Source organism: Mesorhizobium sp. WSM3224, from assembly GCF_000427725.1.
Lineage (GTDB): Bacteria > Pseudomonadota > Alphaproteobacteria > Rhizobiales > Rhizobiaceae > Mesorhizobium.
In genome coordinates, this window is sequence record NZ_ATYO01000007.1 from 66,412 (window position 1) to 85,379 (window position 18,968).

General features: G+C 65.1%; 18 protein-coding genes. 1 reads left to right on the forward strand and 17 read right to left on the reverse strand.

Annotation, left to right across the window (positions count from 1 at the left end; translation table 11 throughout):
- Positions 1 to 1,179: an MFS transporter gene (locus tag YU3_RS0114345; protein ID WP_027166904.1), complete on the reverse strand. Its 1,179-nt coding sequence runs from the start codon at positions 1,177 to 1,179 to the stop codon at positions 1 to 3.
- 22 nt (positions 1,180 to 1,201) lie between these two features.
- On the reverse strand, positions 1,202 to 2,497 hold the full coding sequence (locus tag YU3_RS0114350; protein WP_245273504.1) for an FAD-binding oxidoreductase: 1,296 nt from the start codon (positions 2,495 to 2,497) through the stop codon (positions 1,202 to 1,204).
- Between the two features lie 206 nt (positions 2,498 to 2,703).
- On the opposite strand from YU3_RS0114350, the gene YU3_RS0114355 reads away from it, so the two are divergent.
- Positions 2,704 to 3,609, forward strand: a complete 906-nt coding sequence (locus YU3_RS0114355; protein ID WP_027166906.1) for a LysR substrate-binding domain-containing protein — start codon at positions 2,704 to 2,706, stop codon at positions 3,607 to 3,609.
- A 67-nt stretch (positions 3,610 to 3,676) separates the two neighbouring features.
- Here YU3_RS0114355 and YU3_RS0114360 read toward each other — a convergent pair whose 3' ends face one another.
- From YU3_RS0114360 to YU3_RS0114435, 15 genes are all read right to left on the reverse strand, one after another.
- Entirely contained in the window at positions 3,677 to 4,399 is a 723-nt protein-coding gene (locus YU3_RS0114360; protein WP_051333944.1) for a DUF899 family protein, read from the reverse strand.
- Positions 4,400 to 4,598: 199 nt separating this feature from the next.
- On the reverse strand, positions 4,599 to 4,796 hold the full coding sequence (locus YU3_RS0114370; protein WP_027166908.1) for a hypothetical protein: 198 nt from the start codon (positions 4,794 to 4,796) through the stop codon (positions 4,599 to 4,601).
- Positions 4,797 to 5,996, reverse strand: a complete 1,200-nt coding sequence (locus YU3_RS0114375; protein ID WP_027166909.1) for a glycoside hydrolase family 172 protein — start codon at positions 5,994 to 5,996, stop codon at positions 4,797 to 4,799. It lies immediately after the preceding gene.
- Positions 5,997 to 6,018: 22 nt separating this feature from the next.
- Positions 6,019 to 6,852 carry a carbohydrate ABC transporter permease gene (locus YU3_RS0114380; RefSeq protein WP_027166910.1) on the reverse strand — a complete coding sequence of 278 codons (834 nt, stop codon included), beginning with the start codon at positions 6,850 to 6,852 and terminating at the stop codon, positions 6,019 to 6,021.
- Positions 6,845 to 7,804, reverse strand: a complete 960-nt coding sequence (locus YU3_RS0114385) for a sugar ABC transporter permease (RefSeq protein ID WP_245273505.1) — start codon at positions 7,802 to 7,804, stop codon at positions 6,845 to 6,847. The genes YU3_RS0114380 and YU3_RS0114385 overlap by 8 nt, the downstream gene beginning before the upstream one ends.
- Before the next feature lie 60 nt (positions 7,805 to 7,864).
- A complete protein-coding gene (locus YU3_RS0114390) occupies positions 7,865 to 9,211 on the reverse strand; it encodes a sugar ABC transporter substrate-binding protein (protein ID WP_027166912.1) in 1,347 nt (448 codons plus the stop codon).
- Between the two features lie 74 nt (positions 9,212 to 9,285).
- Entirely contained in the window at positions 9,286 to 10,290 is a 1,005-nt protein-coding gene (locus YU3_RS0114395; protein WP_027166913.1) for a LacI family DNA-binding transcriptional regulator, read from the reverse strand.
- A 335-nt stretch (positions 10,291 to 10,625) separates the two neighbouring features.
- Positions 10,626 to 11,165, reverse strand: a complete 540-nt coding sequence (locus YU3_RS0114400) for an NADH-quinone oxidoreductase subunit B family protein (RefSeq protein WP_027166914.1) — start codon at positions 11,163 to 11,165, stop codon at positions 10,626 to 10,628.
- 21 nt (positions 11,166 to 11,186) lie between these two features.
- Complete coding sequence (locus YU3_RS0114405; RefSeq protein WP_245273506.1) at positions 11,187 to 12,725, reverse strand: NADH-quinone oxidoreductase subunit C; 1,539 nt, start codon at positions 12,723 to 12,725, stop codon at positions 11,187 to 11,189.
- 5 nt (positions 12,726 to 12,730) lie between these two features.
- Complete coding sequence (locus tag YU3_RS0114410) at positions 12,731 to 14,182, reverse strand: hydrogenase 4 subunit F (protein ID WP_027166916.1); 1,452 nt, start codon at positions 14,180 to 14,182, stop codon at positions 12,731 to 12,733.
- On the reverse strand, positions 14,179 to 14,841 hold the full coding sequence (locus YU3_RS0114415; RefSeq protein ID WP_027166917.1) for a hydrogenase-4 component E: 663 nt from the start codon (positions 14,839 to 14,841) through the stop codon (positions 14,179 to 14,181). The genes YU3_RS0114410 and YU3_RS0114415 overlap by 4 nt, the downstream gene beginning before the upstream one ends.
- Entirely contained in the window at positions 14,841 to 15,797 is a 957-nt protein-coding gene (locus tag YU3_RS0114420) for an NADH-quinone oxidoreductase subunit H (RefSeq protein ID WP_027166918.1), read from the reverse strand. Before YU3_RS0114420 ends, YU3_RS0114415 begins: the two co-directional genes overlap by 1 nt.
- Complete coding sequence (gene hyfB, locus YU3_RS0114425; RefSeq protein ID WP_027166919.1) at positions 15,788 to 17,803, reverse strand: hydrogenase 4 subunit B; 2,016 nt, start codon at positions 17,801 to 17,803, stop codon at positions 15,788 to 15,790. Before hyfB ends, YU3_RS0114420 begins: the two co-directional genes overlap by 10 nt.
- A complete protein-coding gene (locus YU3_RS0114430) occupies positions 17,803 to 18,111 on the reverse strand; it encodes a helix-turn-helix transcriptional regulator (RefSeq protein ID WP_027166920.1) in 309 nt (102 codons plus the stop codon). The genes hyfB and YU3_RS0114430 overlap by 1 nt, the downstream gene beginning before the upstream one ends.
- Positions 18,112 to 18,263: 152 nt before the next feature.
- Entirely contained in the window at positions 18,264 to 18,851 is a 588-nt protein-coding gene (locus tag YU3_RS0114435; RefSeq protein ID WP_051333945.1) for a TMEM175 family protein, read from the reverse strand.
- Between the last annotated feature and the right edge of the window lie 117 nt (positions 18,852 to 18,968).

An 18,968-nucleotide genomic window follows, 5' to 3' on the forward strand; every position in this document is an offset into this window, starting at 1 on the left:
TCAGCTTGCCTGCGGTGCCGTTCGGGCCTGCACGAGCAGCCAGCGTTCGAACCCCCACAAAAGGATCGGACACGCCGCAAGAGCGGCCGAGCCGAGGCCGAGGGCCGCGCCTGCGCCGCCAGTCCAAAGCGCAAGTCTGCCGCCAAGCCAAGGCGCGATCAGCATCGTGGCGTAGTAGACCGTGTAGAAAAGTCCCATTCCCAGCGCTCGTGTCGCCGGCGCCAGCACCCGCGCCGGCAGGCTCATGATCGATCCGGCTGGGAGCCCGCAGACGAGGCCGAGCGCAACCAATGTGGACGGCACGGGCGAGCCCCGCCACAACAGCGCAATCAGTGCAGCGAAAGCGAGGCAGCTTGCGACAAGCAGCGCGTTGCGGCTTCCCGCACGGTCCGCGAGGTAGCCTCCGAGCGGAACCGAAAGAGCCGCGAGCCACAGCACGATGCTGACAGCCGAGCCGGCGGCGGCGGTCGACCAGCCGCGCTCGACCAGCATCGATGGCGCGAAACTGAAGATCATGGCGAAGCCGACATTGTAGAAAGCCCATATCGAGCCGGCCAGCAGCACGGCCCGGACGGCCGGCTTCGCAAGCCGCGCGGTTTCCACCGAAACCGGGGCGGTGGATTGGTCGGGCCGCTGATAGAAAAGCCCCACCAGCGCCACCGCCACCGCGATGAGCGCCATCACCGCGAGCTGGGTCCCCGCTATGCCGAATTCCGTTTGGATCAGCGGCAGCGCAATAAGCGTCAGGGCAATGCCCAGCGGCCATGAGTTGATGAAGATCGCCATTGCCGTGGCGATCTGCCGGCCGGCGAACCAGTCGACGATCATCTTGGTCATCAGCACGTTCAGCAGCACGCCGCCCATACCGGAGATCAACCTGCCGGTGATCTGTGCGTTCCATGAAGACGAGGCGTACAGCAGGATTTCCCCCGTCAGCATCAGGGCCAGGCCGGCGAGCACCGTCGCTTTGTCGCCGAAACGCTTGCCGATCGCGCCGCCGGGAAGCGCGAGCGCGACGCCCGGCGCGAAATAGAGGCCAATGAGCACGCCGATATCGGCGAGGTTTGCGTTCAGGTCCTTGCCCAATTCCGGCGCGACGGCGGCAACACTCTGGAACTGCACCGCCATCGCCGTGCGGGCGACAAACAGCACAGCAAGGATCGTCCAGCGACTGCGCACGCTTCCCCCACGGACTTTCGAATTATCCAGGCCTGATATTCTGGTTCAATCGGAAGAAATTGGTCGGGTCGTATTGCTTCTTGATTGTGGCGAGGCGCGCATAATTGGCGCCGTAGGCATCACGCACGCGCTCGTCACCCTCATCGCCGAGATTGTTGGCATAGACGCCGCCGGTTGAGAATGGCCTGGCCGCGTTCCACAGGTCGCGTGCCCAGTCTATATTTGCCGCGTCGTCGGCCGGATCGTCCCAGATCGCGATCGGAAAGCAGTCAAGCGCCGCATCGCGGTTGGCGTAGGGCGAGTGCGACGCGGGCACGCGGGCAATCGCGCCGCCGACCTGCTGGAAAACCAGCAGGGAGGAACGGTTGGGAGCCCTCGCGTAAGCGTCGAGCAGCGCCTCGATCGCGCCATCGCTGATCTCGCGCATGAACTGCGCTTTCCAGTAATAGCGTCGTCCGCGTGGAAAGACGCTGTCGGCCGCCGATTGGATCTGGAGATAGGGGATGGGCTGAAGGCGGCTGTCGATGGGGGATCCGAATTTCATCAGCGGCGCGACGACAGGTTCGCCCGCTTCGGGCGACCCGGCATAGCAGGCCGAGATGGAGAAGGCACGCTCGCCGGAGGGCAGCGTGACGAGCGCGGCATCGACGCTCACCTCGTCCGGAGCGTCACTTGAGAATTTGTCGTAAAACCGCATGGCCTCGCGCGCATGATCGTAGGCGTGCAGCACCGAGCCCACGAGAAGCGCCGGGCCGAGCGGGTGCAGCCGGTATTCAAACGCCGTCACGATGCCAAAATTGCCGCCGCCGCCGTGCAAGGCCCAGAACAGGTCGGGATGCTCGCCGGCGCTTGTCCGCAGCAGCCGTCCGTCGGCGGTGACGATCTCGGCCGCGATCAGATTGTCGCAGCTCAGGCCGTGCTTTCGCCCGAGCTTGCCGATGCCGCCACCCAGCGTGAGGCCGGCAATACCGGTGTCGCCGTTCACGCCCATGGTCGTGGCAAGGCCGTGCGCCTGTGTGGCCGCGTCGAACTCGGCGAGGGTCAGGCCGGCTTCGGCCCTGGCGGTGCGGCGCCGCGGATCGACGGCGATCTTCTTCATGCGCGATAGATCGATCACCATCCCATCGTCGCACACGGACAGGCCGGCGACGTTGTGGCTGCCGCTGCGAACGGCCACGATCAAGCCTTGCGCCCTGGCATGCGTCACGGCACGGACGACGTCATCGGGACTGATGCAAAACACGATTGCAGCGGGCCGTTTGTCGATCGCCCCGTTCCAGACCTTGCGCGCCTGGTCGTAGCCGGCGTCCGTCGGCAATACGACTTCGCCCTGTATGCCCTGCCGTAGCTGTTCGATCGTTGTGTCCGGGGAAACGGATCGGCCCGATTGCGCTTCGCTCTGTCGTGGGATCCCCATCGTCGTCGCCCTCGGTCCTGAAAGGGACACGGTCTCACAGGGCATCGCTTTCCGCAAAAGCGAAATTCTTCGCTGCTGGATGAGAAGAATTCATCTACACTGCCGGCATGGGAAACCGCCCGCCGCTGCGCGCTTTGCACGCCTTCGAGGCCGCCGCCCGGCACGGCAGCTTCAAGGCCGCGGCGGCGGAGCTCGGCGTGACGCCGACAGCGATCAGCCACCAAATCCGCCTGCTGGAAGAGATATGCGGTCGCACGCTGTTCCAGCGCCGGCCGCGCCCGCTTGTGCTGACCAGCGCCGGAGCGCGGCTGTTCCCGATCGTCCGCAATGGCTTCGATGTTCTCGCCAGCTCCCTTGCCGCGGTCGCCGAGCCGGATGTTCAAGCGCCGTTGCGGGTGACAAGCCCGAACGCCTTCGCCAGCCGATGGCTGGTGCCTCGGTTGCCGAAATGGCGGCAGGCCAACCCGGCCGTGCCGTTGGAGATCATCGGGACGGACGCGCTGCTCGATCTGCGCGCCGGCGCCGCTGACGTGGCGATCCGCTACACACGGCGCCCGCCTGTGGGCTTTGCGGGGCAAGAGCTGTGCCGTGATTCCTTCTTTCCCGTTTGCAGTCCAGGGCTGCTGGCCAGCGACGGGCGGGCGATCGAGCGCGCCGCCGATCTCCTGCGCTATCCGTTGATCCATTTCGACTGGATGAACCGGGATCCGGACGCTCCCACCTGGCGCCGATGGCTGGCGACGGCTCGTTCGATCGATCCTGAGCTGATCCCGGACAAAGCCTGGGATTTGAGCTTCCGCGAGGAACTGCATGCGATCGATGCGGTCGTCGCCGGGCAAGGCATCGCGATCCTGAGCGACGTCGTGGTCGGCCGCGAGCTGGAAAACGGCGCGCTCGTCAAGGCGCATCCATTGTCCCTGCCGGGCTACAGCTTCTATGTCGTGTGGATGCAGCACAGTCCGCGATCGGCGGTGATGGAAGCCTTCCTGGCGTGGATGAGAACCGTCATCTGAGACTGACGAACCTTGGGATCAGGCGCACCGGGCGCGGAGCCTTCAATTCGCACAGAGCCCGTGCCCGTTAGTAGGTGATCTTCGGGTACCAGTTGGTGCCGCGGCCTTCCGGCGTCCAGTCCAGGACGTTCCACAGCATCATCAGGTCCGGCTCGGTTGCCGGGTCCTTGCCCGGATCGGCCGACTCGAAGCCCAGCTCCGCGCCCCAGAAGTGCCGGATGGTCCCGTCGCGCCGGGTGAAGACATTCTCGGCGGCGGTGTCCGTCCCATCGTCCATGATGGCGTGGTAGTCCCGGCTGAAATTCCCGTTGACGTCGGCATAGAGCGGCAGGTTCTTCCAGCCACGCTCCACCTTGAAGGCGATCTGCCGCTCGATGGACGAAAGACCGACGACCGCGAGGGCGATCCGCTGGCGGACGTGATCGGCGTTGCCGTCCAGGCAGCTCAGGAGCGCGGTGCACATGGGGCAAGGGCGCTGGCGCTTGGGGCCGTACATCCAGTTGTAGACGAACAGGGTGTCCTTATCGCCGAAGAGCGCCTCGAAGCCAACGGGATTGGCGCCGGCCACGCTACTGGCTTCGCCCATGAACTGATAGTCGCCCTTCACCTCGCCACCAGGCGGCAAGGCGCGACGCTGGGCGGCGACGCGCGCGATGTGGCGTTTGAGTTCGATCTCCTCGGCCAGCAGGGCCTCGCGCGCCTTTCGGTACTCGGCGCTTTCGTTCGGCTGGCGGGCGCGGTTCTTGTGAGCGATCGCAGTGGTGGATTGCAGGGCGGAACCGTCGTTCATGGCATCGTCTCCCAGTTCAAACCCCTTCAACTGGCGACCCGCCTTAGGGTTCCGTCTGGAATGAACCACTCTGCGAGGAGGTCCGGGTCGAACTTGTCCAACCGAAGCGCCGCCCATGCGGTCGACGATTGGGCGATGCTTTGCATGGGAGACCCAGGATGGATCGGACGTGATGGCTCTTCCGGAACCATCTCGACAGTCATCCCGCCTCCTTCTTCGCGAGCCCCTCAAGGATGTGATGCGGCAGGATCGGCACCTCGCGCACGCGGATGCCGACTGCGTCGTAGATCGCATTGGCGATCGCCGCGGCGACGCCGGTGGCGCCGAGTTCGCCAATACCCCTGGCGCCGATCGGGCTCGCGTGAGGATCGAATTCCTCCGTCTGCCAGGCGATCACTCACTCCCGCATCGAGGCGGCGCTTGCCGCTTCCCAGCTCTCGTAAGGGCGGCGGAAGGTGGGGATGCGCTCGGCGGCCGGCGGCAGCGGCGCGAACGGCTTGTGCGGCTCGGCCTGGTACCAGAAGGCGACCGACGAGATGTCATCGGCGCGCCGGTTGGCGTGGCCGTGCTCGATACTGACGCGGATGCGCTTCCGGAAGATCACCGGATCCTCGATATGCCAGCGGTAAAGCGTGACGGGCTCGGTCCAGTTCGGGCCGCCGGCGGCGATGATGCCGTGATAGGGCGCGGAATAATCCTGCGTCGGGCACCAGGCGGTGTTGAAATAGTCTTCCGTGCCGGTGCCGTGCAGCGTCGGCGGCCAGGCGTCGTTGGCGCCCGGCGCGCTTTCGCCGCGTGGCTCGATGAGCGCTGCCTTGGGGCCGATGCGCGGGTCGGGCTTGCGCACCGTGTCGGGCACCGAAAGGCCGGGCTCGCCGTCGATGAAGATCATGTCGTCGCCCTCGCCGTACCAGTCCCACAGCGCGGAGCGGCGGCGCGAATAGACGCTGTAGAGCACGCCGACATAGTGGCCGCGGCCCTCGGCTTCGAGGATCGTGTAATTGTCCTTGCCGTCCGCGGTCTCGCCTCCGAACAGAAACTGCTCGTTGGTGAGGCCGGTCTCCGCCATGCCCTCGGGCCGCGCCTGGCGGTACTGCGCGTGGAAGCGCCCGAAGCCGTCCTCCAGCCGCTCATGCAGCTCGAGGTCGACATAATAATAGAACAACAGATCGTCCTCGGCCTCGTTGGTGATCGTCATCTTCATGCCGGCCGCGAAAGGCATCGGGAAATAGCAATTGAAAGCCTTACCGTCCTCGGGGCTTGCCTGCACGGGCAGGCTGGCGAAGTTTTTCGTGCGGGCGTGACCCATGCCGAAGAAGTCGCCGACCGGAGTCTCGACGCTTGGGTGCTCCTCGCCGTCCCAGTAGGCGCGCAGCACGATCTTGCGCAGAAAGCTTTCGCTCTTGCAGGCAAGCGTAGCCCAGATGTGGGTGACGATGCCGGCGCCTTGATATTCGGCGATAGTCACGGTCTGGCCCGGCTCGATGTGCAGGCGGTCGTCATTGCCGCCGGTGCGGTCGTAGCTGGAAAAGCGGCGCGTGCTTGCATCGCGCAGCTTGGCGAGGCCGCGCAGCGGCGAAAGTCCGGCTTGGGTCATCTGTCGTTCCTATGCTTGTTATTCACTTGAGGCCGCTGGTCTTGATGGATTCGGTGATCTGCCGCTGGAAGATCACGAACAGCACGAGCATCGGCAGCGCCACGATGGTCGAGGCGGCCATGACATAGTTCCAGGCGCCGGCGTACTGGCTCTTGAAATTGACGATCGCCACCTGGACGACCCAGAGATTGGTGTCGGAGGCGACGGTGAGCGGCCACAGGAAGGCGTTCCAGTTGGCGAGGAAGAACAGGATCGCCAGCGCCGCGAGGATCGGCCGGCTGAGCGGCAGCACGATCGACCAGTAGATGCGCCAGCGGCCGGCGCCGTCCATGATCGCGGCTTCCTCCAACTCGCGCGGCAGCGAGAGATAGTATTGCCGAAGAAGGAAGATGCCGAAGGCGTTGAAGATCGAAGGCACGATCAGGCCGGCATAGGTGTTGATGAGGCCGAGCGCCTTCACCAGGATGAACAGCGGCACGATGATGACCGGCAGCGACACCAGGAAGGTCGAGAACATCGCGAGGAAAATGAAGTCGCGGCCGGGGAAATGGAGCCGCGCCAGCGCGTAGCCGGCCATGGAGTGGAAAAACAGCGCGACGATTGTGACGGTCGCCGACATGAAGAAGGAATTGGCGAGGTAGCGCAAGAACGGCACTTCGGTCAGCACGTAGAGGAAATTGCCGAGCGTCGGCGAGACCGGCAGGAAGTTCGGCGCGAACACTTCCGGCGCCGGCTTGAAGGCGATGACCAGCATCCAGACCAGCGGGAAAATGGTCATCAACGCAAGCACCGCCGAGATCAGCATCCACAGCAGGCGCAGGATGTGGGCGGAGCCGGCCGAATGCGTGCTAGTCATGGTCAAAACGCCCGCCGCGGGTGAGCGCGAACAACAACAGCGTGACCAGCATCAGCATCACGACGAGCAGCGAGGCCATCGCCGAGGCATAGCCAAAGGCGCCGAGTTGGAAGGCCTGCTTGTAGATGTAGACGATGAGCGCCGCGGTGGCGTTGACCGGGCCGCCATTGGTCATGACGTAGATCAGGTCGAAGACCTGGCCGCCGGCCGCCGCCATCACGATCGAGACCAGCAGGACGAAGAAGCTGGTCGGCCTGAGCAAAGGCAGCGTGATATACCAGAAGCTGGTGACCGGCCCGGCGCCGTCGATCTTCGCCGCCTCGTAATATTCGCCCGGAATATCCTGCAGGCCGCCGAGGAAGATCAGCATGTAAAAGCCCATCATGAACCACACGCTGACGGCCACCAGGGTGATCAGCGCCAGGTTCGGATCGCCGAGGAACGAGACCGGGCCCCAGCCGATCGCGGCGGCGAGCCGGCCGATCGCGCCGACCTTCTCGACAAGCAGGATCTGCCAGACCAGCGCCACCACGACCAGGCTCACCATCTGCGGGGCGAAGAACATCGCGCGGATCACGGTCGCGAAGCGGCCGCCGCGTTGGACGAGCAGCGCCAGGCCGAGCCCCGAGACATAGAGCGCCGGCACCAGCATGACGGCATAGAGCACTGTGACCCTGAGCGCGGACCAGAACAGCGGGTCGTGCCACATGCGCGCGTAATTCTTGAAGGCGACGAACTTGTAGGAGCCGAAGCCGTCGACCTCGAAGAAGCCGATGCCGAGCGCGAGCAGCATCGGCAGGCCGACAAAGACGAGCAGCCCCAGCGCGTCTGGCAGCACGAAGAGATAACCGGCCAGCCAGTCGCGGCGGTTCCTGCGCGAGATCACGGGGCGGTCTTTCGCGGTCGTGGAGGCCAAGGTGGTGGAGGGATAGGTCATGTCGGATCGGCCCATTGGCGAGCCCTCTCTTGCCTGGAGTGCAAGAGAGGGCTTCGATGCGAATTCTCCTGAAGGCTAAAGAATAGGCGCTCCCGAGTAGCTGGCGAGGAAGGCGTCGAGCTGCTGGCTGGCGGCCGTCGCTGTCTGCTGCGGATCGGCGCCGCCCAACTGCGCGGCCTGGATGGCATCCGAGATGATCTTGTAGACTTCGGGCGGCACGCGCGGCTCGGCGCGGGTGCCGGGATGGACCTCCTTGGAGAAGACGCCCATCTTGCCGTTGGTGAAGGCGGCACCGCCAGCCGCAAGCGCGCTGTTGCGCGGTGGCATGTCGCTCTTGGCCACCGTGCACCAGTCGACGACCCGCTGGATCGAGTCCTGATCCTTCGAGGCGAGTGCCCAGGCACAGAACCGAGCAGCCGCTTCCGGGTTCTTGCCCTTGGCGTTGGCGACGAAGGCCCAGCCGCCGCCGACCGTCACATATTTGCCGTTGGCGGGCGTCGGCAGCTTGAAGATGCCGTAGGGCATGTTCTTGGCGTTGTTGTCCATCGCCGAGATGCCCCAGACGCCGACATTCTGCATGGCGCAATAGCCGGCGCCGAGATTGGCGACGATGTCGAAGCCGCCGCTCAGCACCTGGCGCGGCGCCGCGCCCGATTTGATGGCGTCCTGCCAGAGCTTCAGCGCCTGGACGGTCGCCGGCGAATCGAAGGCGCTCTTGCCGTCCTTGCCTTGGAACTCGCCGCCGCCCTGCCACAGGAAGGGATACCAGGTGAAATTCTGATAATAGCCTGGCGTCGTCTCGAACAGCACGCCGTAGCGGTTAGGCGTGGTAAGCTTCTTGGCTACCTCCAGCAGCTCGTCCCAGGTCTTGGGCACGTCGTTCTCGTTGAGCCCCGCCTCCTCGAAGGCCTTCACCGAATAGTAAAAGGCCATCGGCTCGACCTCCATCGGCACGCCGTAGATCTTGCCGTCGACCATGCGGTTGGCGATCACGCTCTCCGGGAAATCGGCCTTTGCCACATCGTCGATGTAAGGCGTCAGGTCCGCCAGCACGCCGCCATTGTAGTAGCGCAGGAAGTCGCCAGGGCTGATGATGAAGATGTCGGGGCCTTCACCGGAAGCGAAGGCGGTGGAGAGCTTCGAGCCATTCATGTACTCGCTGTTGGTCACATATTCGAGCTCGACCTTGACGTCATGGCTGGCGTTCCAGCCCGCCACCATGTCCTCGAACCATTTCACCTGCGGCTTCACGTCGCCGCCCGGCGCGTAGAATTGCCAGAACTTCAGCGCCGCGCCCTGGGCGCGGGCGATACGGTTGATGAAAGGCAGGCCGGCTATGCCGCCGGCAAGGGCGGCACCCCCTTGCAGGACGCGTCGTCTGGTCAGGCCGGATTTGGCTGGCGAAGTTTGTCGATCGGTCACAGTTTCCTCCCTGTTGATCGTCTGTGTTGAACTTTCGAGGCTGGCGGTTTTCGCCGGCCGGTGATTCGATCTCCTCACGCCGTGTCGAAGGGGTGGAGGAAGGATGGCACCGTCACCGTGCGCGGCTCGCCCTGATAGGCGCCGGACAGCCTTTCGAGCAGCATGCACGTCGCCTCCCGGGCCAGATTGGCCGGGCTGTTGCCGACGCGGGTGAGGCGCGGGCGTACATATTCGAGCTGCGGCAGGTCCTCGAACACCGCCACCGCGATGTCGCGGGGGACCATGATGCCGCGGTCGTGGAAGGCAGCCAGCGCGCCAGATGCCATCAGATAATTGGCGAAGAAGATGACGCTCGGCAGCGGATCGCCGTGCCGTTCCAGCAGCCATGCCACCGCTTCGACGCCGGAAGGCGGCAAATAGGAGCCGGTGAAGCGCAATTCAGCCAAGGGCGGCGCGCCATTGTCGGCAAGCCCCTTCTCGAAACCTTCGGCGCGCTCCATCGCCTCCCGGAACGAGGTCGGCCCCGTTACATAGGCGACGCGCCGGTGGCCCTTGCGCGCCAGATACTCGCCCATCAGATAGCCGCCGCCGAAGTCGTCGAGCCTGACGCTGTCGACCGCGCGATTGGGCAGGTTGCCGATAAAGACGGTCGGAATGTCGATGCCGATTAGCGCGTGGTGCATGCCGTGCAGCGCGAAGTCGCCGACGATCAGCCCGTCGACCCGGCGGTGCCTGATCTGGCGCAGATATTCATGGCCGTGCTCCTGGCTATGGCCGCCGGGCACGTCGGTGTTGAAGATCAGCATGTCGAGGCCGACAGCCTCGAACTCGGACTGCGCGGCCTTGACCATCTCCGGATAGAACGGGTTGCGGATATCCGGAATGAGCATGGCCACCGTGTTGGTGCGCCCGGTTCGCAGGCTCCGCGCCTGCGGATTGGGCGAATAGCCGAGCTCCGCGATCGCCTTCTCGACGCGCTCGCGCAGCGACTTCGACACGCGATCGGCATGGTTGATCACATGCGAAACGGTCGTCCGCGACACGCCTGCCCGCTCGGCAACTTTGGAGATCGTGCTCATAGAACGGCATGATTATGCCATGTGAATGCATTTGCAAATCGATTTTTTGAGAAAATTGAAGACACCGATTTAATGCATGTCGCCCAGAAGTGTGCTGCGGTTCTGGGACAACGACATGCATCAAAACAAAGATTTAAAGCGCGTCGCCTGATTCCGTTTCAGCGCGACGCGCTTTAGAGCCAGCGCAGGCACGGAACCGGTTAGGCTGCGCCGCGCGGCTCGCCATTTCAGATCATGTGGAACGGCCGGCGGTGGAAACTCAGACGGGACAATGCCTGCCGGGAAGGGGCAGAGCCAAGCGTCGACAGGTCTTAAAGAAACGATGGCATCGATGCTCAGTCTCGCTGAGCGCGCACCTTCCCGTTTGCGCCGTCGAGCAGCGCGATCAATCCCTTGAGGATCTCGATCGGCGCCGGCGGGCAGCCAGGGATGTGCAGGTCGACGGGCACCACGTCCGACACGCCGCCGACGACGGCATAGCTGCCGGCGAAGCAGCCGCTGTCCTTGGCGCAGTCGCCGAGCGCGACCACCCATTTCGGATCGGGCGTCGCGTCAAAGGTCCGCCTCAGCGCCTCGCGCATGTTCTTCGTGACCGGCCCGGTGACCAAAAGCACGTCGGCATGGCGCGGCGATGCCACGAAGCGGAAGCCGAAGCGCTCGATGTCGTAGAAGGCGTTGTTGAGCGCGTGCATTTCGAGCTCGCAGCCGTTGCAGGAACCGGCGTCGACCGCGCGGATCGACAGGCTCCGGCCCAGCCGCTTGCGGGCAACGCCGTCAAGCGCGCGCGCCAGCTCGTCGACGGCCGCGTCGCTGACTTGCGGCGCGCGCTCGGTCAGGGGCGGGCGGATCAGGCTTTCGAAGAGCAGTTTTCGCATGACGGTGTGCCTTGGCCCAGCCTAGAGGTCGTGGCCGGAATAGGAGCAGTTGAACGATTTGTTGCAGATCGGGAAGTCGGCGATGATGTTGCCCTCGATCGCCGCTTCCAGCAGCGGCCACTGGAACCATGAAGGGTCGCGCAGGTGGCAGCGCTCGATCAACCCGTCCTCGCCGATGCGCAGCCAGACCAATATGTCGCCGCGAAAACCCTCGACCAGCGCCATGCCCTCGCGCGGTCCATCCGCGGCATTGCCTGCCGTGGCGACGTCGACGCTGATCGGGCCGGTGGGCAGCCGCCCGAGAATCTGCTCGACCAGCGACAGGCTCTGCTCGACCTCGCGCACGCGGATCCAGACGCGGGCGTTGACGTCGCCCTCCTGCAGCACCGGCACATCGAAGGCGAGCTCGTCATATGGCGCGTAGCCTGGGGTGCGCCGCGCATCGAAATCGCGGCCCGACGCCCGCCCGACATAGCCGCCGGCGGCATATTGCCGGGCAAGCTCGACCTTGAGCCGGCCGGTCGCCACCGTGCGATCCTGCAGCGAGGCGGTGTTGTCGTAGAGTTCCACCAGATGCGGGAAGCGCTGCCTGATCTCCGCGACCAGCGATCGGATGGCGTTGGTCCCCGCCTCGTCCAGATCGCGTGCCGTGCCGCCGGGCAGGATGCGGTCGCGCATCAGGCGATGGCCAAAAGCCGCGTCGGCGGTGCGCAGCACGCGCTCGCGCAGCACGCCGCAATGCGCATGCATGATCGCGAAGGCGGCGTCGTTGCAGATGGCGCCGATATCGCCGAGGTGATTGGCGAGGCGCTCCAGCTCGGCCATCAGCGCCCGCAGCCATATCGCGCGCGGCGGTGGCGTGACGCCGAGCGCCGCCTCCACCGCGCGGGCAAAGGCCAGCGAATAGGCGACCGTGCTGTCGCCTGAAGTGCGGCCTGCAAGTCTTGCGGCACGGTCGATGGAAGCGCCGGCCATCAGGCCTTCAATGCCCTTGTGCACATAGCCCAGCCGCTCTTCCAGACGCACCACCGTTTCGCCGCCGGCCGTGAAGCGGAAATGTCCCGGCTCGATGATGCCGGCATGCACCGGCCCGACCGCCACCTGGTGGAGGCTTTCGCCGTCGGCAGCCAGGAACCGGTAGGAGGAGGCGGCCGCCGATCCCCCGGGCTGCGTCGCCAGCGGGTGACTGATGCCCCATTGGCCGTGGTCGAGCCAGCGGCGGGTATCGGGCAGGCCTTGCGGCGCCAGGCCGAAGAGGTCCGCCGCGGCGCGTTCCAGCCGCAGGGCCGGCGGATGGTACTGGCCGACCGAAGGGTAGCGGCCGCCGCGGCAATCCAGGCTGATCACGCCGATGTTCAACGCTTCGTCGAGGAGCGCCATGTGCACTTTGTCAGGCTCCCCCCACAGGCCGAGCAGGCTCCAGCGGCCGTCGGCGAGCTGCTCGACGGCAAGGTTCCAGACCTTGGGGGCCACCACGGCGCGCCGCCAGGGCGCGTGATGCTCGACCTGGCGATCGGCCTCGATGAGATCGGCGAGTGCTGGCACGCGTTTCCTCACCATGCGCCTTACCCCAGTATACCGGCGACATGCTGGAACCACGCGACCAGCGGCGCCGGCAGATAGATGCCGGCGGCAAACACCAGAGCGAGGTGCGAATACATCGGCACGTAGGACGCCTCGACCGGCGCCATGCCGCCGCGCGGCTCGCCGAAGGCGACGCCGGTCAGCCGCAGCAACAGCGCCCCGAAGGCGATGAGCAGCCCGAACACCAGCGGGATAGCCAGCCACGGATGCCTGGCGAAGGTCGAGCTGACGACCAGGAATTCACTCATGAAGATGCCGAGCGGCGGCAGGCCGGCTATTGCCACAACACCGATGACGAGCGCCCAGCCAAGCCCCGGATGGCTTTCGGTCAGCCCCCTGATCTCGGAAATCTTCTGCGTGCCCTTGACCTGCGCGATATGGCCGACGGCGAAGAAGATCGCCGATTTGGTCAGGCTGTGCATGACCATGTGCAGCAGGCCGGCGAAGTTGGCGAGCGGGCCGCCCATGCCGAAGGCAAAGACGATGATGCCCATATGCTCGATCGAGGAATAGGCGAACAGGCGTTTGATGTCGCGGCGGCGGTAGAGCATGAAGGCTGCGAAGATGAGCGAGGTCAGCCCCATCGTGACCATCAGCGGTCCGGGGCCGATCGCCTGCGGGTTCGCCGCGAGCAAAAGCTTGAAGCGCAATACCGCGTAGAGCGCGACGTTGAGCAGCAGGCCCGACAGCACCGCCGAGATCGGCGTCGGGCCTTCGGCATGTGCATCGGGCAGCCAGGCGTGCAGGGGTGCGAGCCCGACCTTGGTGCCATAGCCGAGCAGCAGGAAGATGAAGGCGACGCTGAGCAGGGCCGGATCGAAATGCGCTGCCTTCTCGATCAGCACCGACCAGACCATGGCGTTGGTGCCCTCGCCGACGACCGGCTGCGCGGCCATGTAGACGAGGATGGTGCCGAACAGCGCGAGCGCGATGCCGACGCTGCCGAGGATGAAATACTTCCACGCCGCCTCCAGCGCCTCATGCGTGCGGTAGATGCCGACCATCAGCACCGTGGTCAGCGTGGCGAGCTCCACCGCGACCCACATCAGGCCGATATTGTTCGACACGAAGGCCAGGTTCATGCCGAACATCATGATCTGGTACATCGCGTGGTAGAACCGCAGGTTGGGCGCGGTCAGCCGGCCGGTTTCCAGCTCATGCCCGATATAGGACGCGCTGAACACGCTGGTGGTGAAGCCGACGAATGTGTTGAGCACGATGAAGACGATGTTGAGGTCGTCGATCAGCAGATATTGTCCCGGCGCCGGCCGTTCCGTGACGAACAGCGACAGCGCCGCGAGCAAGGTGAGCAGGCTGGCCGCGACGTTGACGGCCGCCGTCATGCGGTAGTTCGGCATTGTCGCCAGGACAGCCGCGGCGCCGGCTGGGATAAAAAGGATCGCGGCCACGGCGTCGAAGGAAAACCCGGTCACCGGCGTTCTCCCCGGTAGTCGTCGAGCGCGCCGACATCGACCGAATCGAACCGCTCCCGGATGCGGAACAGGAAGACGCCGATGACGATGAAGGCGATCAGGATCGAGAAGGCGACGCTGATCTCGACCACCAGAGGCATGCCCTTGGCGCCGGTGGCGGCCAGCACAAGGCCGTTCTCCAGCGACATGAAGCCGACGACCTGGCTGACGGCGTTGCGGCGGGTGACCATCACCAGCAGTCCCAGCAAGATGATCGACAGCGCGAAGGCCAGATCCTCTCGGGCCAGCGGGTCGGCCTCGGGCGTCACCCGAAGCATCAGCACCATGGACAGTGTCACCAGGCCGATGCCCGCCAGCATGGTCGGACCGATGCCGACGGCGGTCTCGATGTCGCGGTGGATGCCGAGCCGCTGGATGATGCGATGCAGCCCGACGGGAATGACGATCGCCTTGAAGACCAGCGCGATCCCGGCTGTGATGTAGAGATGATGCGCGTCCTGGATATAGGCCTGCCAGGCCACCGACAGCGCAAGCACGACCGCATGCAGCGCAAAGACGTTGATCAGCGCGAACAGGCGATCCTGGTAGAGCATCATGAAGGAAATCAGCACCAGGCTGCCGGCGAGCAGATGGGCGATGTCGAAGGTGAGACCGCTCATCACAGGCTCCGCGAGACGAACAGCAAAAGCGTGCCGAGCAGCGCCAGCATCAGCGCCGCGCCGAGGAAGTCCGGCACGCGGAAGACACGCATCTTGGCGACCGCCGTCTCGAACACGGCAAGCAGGATGGCAAGCACCGCGAGCTTGCCGAGATAGGCGGCTGCGCCGATGGCAAGCGATCTCGGCCCGGTCGCCGCGCTCTCCAGCCCCCAGGGCAGGAAAACGCAGGAGATCAGCGACATGTAGAGCAGGAGCTTGAGGAAGCTGGCGAGCTCGATCATCGCCAGATGACGGCCGGAATATTCCAGGATCATCGCCTCATGCACCATGGTGAGCTCCAGATGCGTGGCCGGATTGTCGACCGGTATGCGCGCATTCTCGGCGACCGCCACCATCACCAGGGCGATCAGCGACATGCCGAGCGACACCCGCAATCCGACCTGCGGCGAGCCCATGAAGGCGGCGACCGTCGAAAGCTGCGTGGCGCCGGCGACGAGCGCCAGGCTGAATACGATGAGCAGCATCGCGGGTTCCGCCAGCGATGCGATCATCACTTCGCGGCTGGCGCCGATGCCGCCGAAGCTGGTGCCGACATCCATGCCGGCCAGCGCCTGGAAGAAGCGCGCGCTGCCGAGCAGCGCCACGATGACGATGAGGTCGGCGGCCCAGCTGAATTCGAGGCCGGTGGCGAATGTCGGGACGAGCGCCGCCGCGACCCAGGTGGCGGCGAAGATCAGGTAGGGCGTCACGCGGAACAGCCAGGACGCGTTGTCGGCCAGCACGACCTCCTTGCGCATCAGCCTGACGAGATCGCGATAGGGCTGGATCACCGAGGGCCCCTGCCGCCGCACAAGCCTTGCCTTCACCTTGCGCACGAAGCCGATCAAAAGCGGTGCCAGCAGAAGCACCGACAGCATCTGCGCGCCCTGCACGGCCAGATCGAAGATCACGGCCATAGCGCAAGCACCAGGAGCAGGATGACGAGGTAGAGGAAGACCAGCGTCAGGTAGCGGCGGATGGTCAGGAATTGCAGATGGTTCAGCCGCTCGGTGGCGAAATCTATCGCGCCGGTGATCGGCTGGTAGAAAATCTCCCAGGTCACATCGTGCATATCCACCTTGAGGCGGGCCGGCTCGAGGGCGCCCGGCGCCGGCATTTCCACCGTCTCGCGGGCGCGGAACGCGAAGCCGCCGAAGACGCGGCGAATGGGCTGCGCGAAACTGACGGCCGTGTATTGCGCGGCCGGCACCGCGTCCGCGAAGCCGCATCCCCATGCAATGCCCCGGCGCAGCGCATGCGAGGCGAAGCGGTGAATGAAGAAGGCCGCCAGCGACGCCGAGATGGCGATGAAGACGAACACCAGCAGGCCGTTATAGGAGCTGCGGCTCTCGGCGATCGGTACGATCGACAGCCACGGCTCAGCCATCTGCACCGGCATGCGGTCGCCGATGAGCGAAAGCGTCACCGGCGACAGGCCGTCGATGACGAAGCCGGGCAGAATGCCGGCGAGCAGGCAGAAGGTGGCAAGCACGGCCATCGCCGCCAGCGACCAGCGGTCGACCTCATGCGCCCGCTCCACCGCCGCCGACCGCGCCCGGCCAAGGAAAGTGATGCCGAATGCCTTCACGAAGCAGGCCGCTGCCAGCGCCGCCGACAGCGCCAGCATGCCGCCGACCGCGGGCACGATGACTTTCAGCCCCCATTGCGGCAGCTCGGGGCTCAGCAATATCGCCTGGAAGACCAGCCATTCGGAGGCGAAGCCGTTGAAGGGCGGCAGCGCAGAGATCGAGACGCAGCCGACGAGGAAGACGAAGCTGGTCACCGGCAGGCGGTGGATGAGGCCGCCCAGCTTTTCCATGTCGCGTTCCCCGGTCGCCGAGAGCACGGCGCCGGCGCCGAAGAACAGCAGGCTCTTGAAGAAGGAATGGTTCAGCACGTGGAACAGCGCAGCGGTGAAGGCCAGCGCCGCCGCCGACGGCATGGCGTTCGCCTTGAAGGCCAGCGCAAGGCCGAGGCTGGCAAAGATGACGCCGATATTCTCGATGGTCGAATAGGCAAGCAGCCGCTTGAGGTCTTTTTCCATCAGCGCGTGGAGGATGCCCAGGACCGCCGTCACGCCGCCGATGAGAAGCACAGCAATGCCCGACCACCATGCCGGCTCGCCAAGCAGGTCAAACACCACGCGGATGAAGCCGTAGATGGCGACCTTCGTCATGATGCCGCTCATCAGCGCCGAGACGTGGCTGGGTGCTGCCGGATGGGCAAGCGGCAGCCAGGCATGCAGCGGCACCAAGCCCGCCTTTGAGCCGGCACCAAGCAGCATGAGAACCAGCACCGCGCCGGCCGCGAACCGGTCGGGATGCGCCGTCCGCATTGCGTCGAACGCATAGGTTCCCGCCGGCCCCGCCAGCAGGCCGAAAGCAAGCAGCAGCGCCATCGTGCCGAAGCTTGCCATCACCAGGTAGATGGTGCCGGCCCGTCGGTTGGCCTCGTCGCGGTGGTGCGCCATGACCAGCGCCCAGGAGGCGAGCGACATGAACTCCCAGGACAAGAGGAAGCTGAAGGCGTCGTTGGCCAGCACGACGAGGTTCATGCCGGCGAGGAATGCCGGATAGAACGGCAGCACGCGATGCGGCGCGGATTCGTGCCGGCCGTAGCCTAGACCGTAGAGGCTGGTGATTGCGCCGCCCAGGTTGACGACGACGAGAAAGAACGCCGACAGGCCGTCGAGACGGAACCGTGCGCCGGTCCAGGGCAGGCCGAGCGGCAACGTTATGGCGGACACCTCGCCGGGATTGCCGGCAAGATGACCGGCAACGGTGACCAGCAGGGCGGCCGAAATGACAAGCGCGGCGCCATAGACCAGACGCGTCGCGGCGGCGTGCCGGCTGGCGGCCGCGGCCAATATGGCTGTTCCCAGAAGCGCGGCAGGGCCACACAGCAGAAGGGCGACCGTCGAAATCACGGCAGGCGCCCGCCGGATTCGGTATCGCCATCGGATTCGAGCGCCTTGGCGGGATCGACACCGGCCTTCAGCCGCACGCCGCGCCCGCCGCCCTGGCTGGCCGCGCCTTCCCCGATCAGTTCGATGCCGGCCGCCTCGAGCGCCGCGATCAGCTTCATCAGCGAATCGACATTGCCCCGGATGATCGAGTTGCTGGCTTCCATGCGCTGGATCGTCGGCACCGACAGGCCGGACAATTCGGCAAGCCTGCGTTGATCGATGCCAAGCAGCGATCTTGCTGCGCGCAATTGCGGTGCGGTTATCACCGACGACTCTCTTGTTCAGTTCTGAGATATGAGGTCTCGGTAGTTTAACCTACATAAAAATGTTTTATCGTCAAGGATTGATGTTTGAAACATCTATGTTGATGGCGACGCGGCAGCCCGCCGGAGGCGCACCGCAAGATGTCGCAAGGCTGTCAGCCCGGTTTCCGCGTTCCCGGCGCTTCCGGCCGCAGATACACCGCCAGGCAGCAGCAACAGATCACCAATCCGGCGATCGGGTATCTGAGCGCGATGAGTGCCGCGAACCCGAACAGGCAAAGCGTTGCGATCGAGCGGAGGCGCATGGCCTTGCGGACGCCGGGCGGAATGACGTCGGCCGGCATCGGCTCGATCAGCTCGCGGATGAGGAAGATGTAGGTCAGGTTCACCAGGAAGAAGACGCCGGCATAAAAGGCGACAGGCTGTGGTGAAAGCTCGCTGACCGCCATCCAGGCGGTGGCCAGCGGCAGCAGCGAAACAGAAAACAGATGCGCGAAATTATACCACATCAGGCGAGCTGAGGCTTCTTTGGCATGGCGCAGCAGATGATGGTGGTTCGCCCAGACGATAGCGATGAAAAGGTAGCTTACCCCATAGCTCAGCCATGTCGGCCAGAGGCCAAGCAACGCCACGAAGGTCGGGATTTCCGGCGGCCGCAATTCCAGCACCAGCACAGTGATGAGCACGGCGAACACCCCGTCCGAAAAAGCGTTCAGCCGTTCGAGTCCTCCAGAAGGAAGCATGTGACCATCCCGTCGCTGGTGCCATTGGCGAGTATAGCTCCGCTTGCCGAAATTACGCTTGCAGATGCCGATGTCTTCTGTGCGAAAAATCGTCGATGAACCTGCTGAGGGCGTCGG

Coding starts and splice junctions, on each gene's coding strand:
- YU3_RS0114355 (WP_027166906.1), top strand. CDS start 2,704: ATGGGAAACCGCCCGCCGCTGCGCGCTTTGCACGCCTTCGAGGCCGCC.
- YU3_RS0114360 (WP_051333944.1), bottom strand. CDS start 4,399: ATGAACGACGGTTCCGCCCTGCAATCCACCACTGCGATCGCTCACAAG.
- YU3_RS0114375 (WP_027166909.1), bottom strand. CDS start 5,996: ATGACCCAAGCCGGACTTTCGCCGCTGCGCGGCCTCGCCAAGCTGCGC.
- YU3_RS0114380 (WP_027166910.1), bottom strand. CDS start 6,852: ATGACTAGCACGCATTCGGCCGGCTCCGCCCACATCCTGCGCCTGCTG.
- YU3_RS0114385 (WP_245273505.1), bottom strand. CDS start 7,804: ATGGGCCGATCCGACATGACCTATCCCTCCACCACCTTGGCCTCCACG.
- YU3_RS0114395 (WP_027166913.1), bottom strand. CDS start 10,290: ATGAGCACGATCTCCAAAGTTGCCGAGCGGGCAGGCGTGTCGCGGACG.
- YU3_RS0114400 (WP_027166914.1), bottom strand. CDS start 11,165: ATGCGAAAACTGCTCTTCGAAAGCCTGATCCGCCCGCCCCTGACCGAG.
- YU3_RS0114405 (WP_245273506.1), bottom strand. CDS start 12,725: ATGGTGAGGAAACGCGTGCCAGCACTCGCCGATCTCATCGAGGCCGAT.
- YU3_RS0114415 (WP_027166917.1), bottom strand. CDS start 14,841: ATGAGCGGTCTCACCTTCGACATCGCCCATCTGCTCGCCGGCAGCCTG.
- YU3_RS0114420 (WP_027166918.1), bottom strand. CDS start 15,797: ATGGCCGTGATCTTCGATCTGGCCGTGCAGGGCGCGCAGATGCTGTCG.
- YU3_RS0114435 (WP_051333945.1), bottom strand. CDS start 18,851: ATGCTTCCTTCTGGAGGACTCGAACGGCTGAACGCTTTTTCGGACGGG.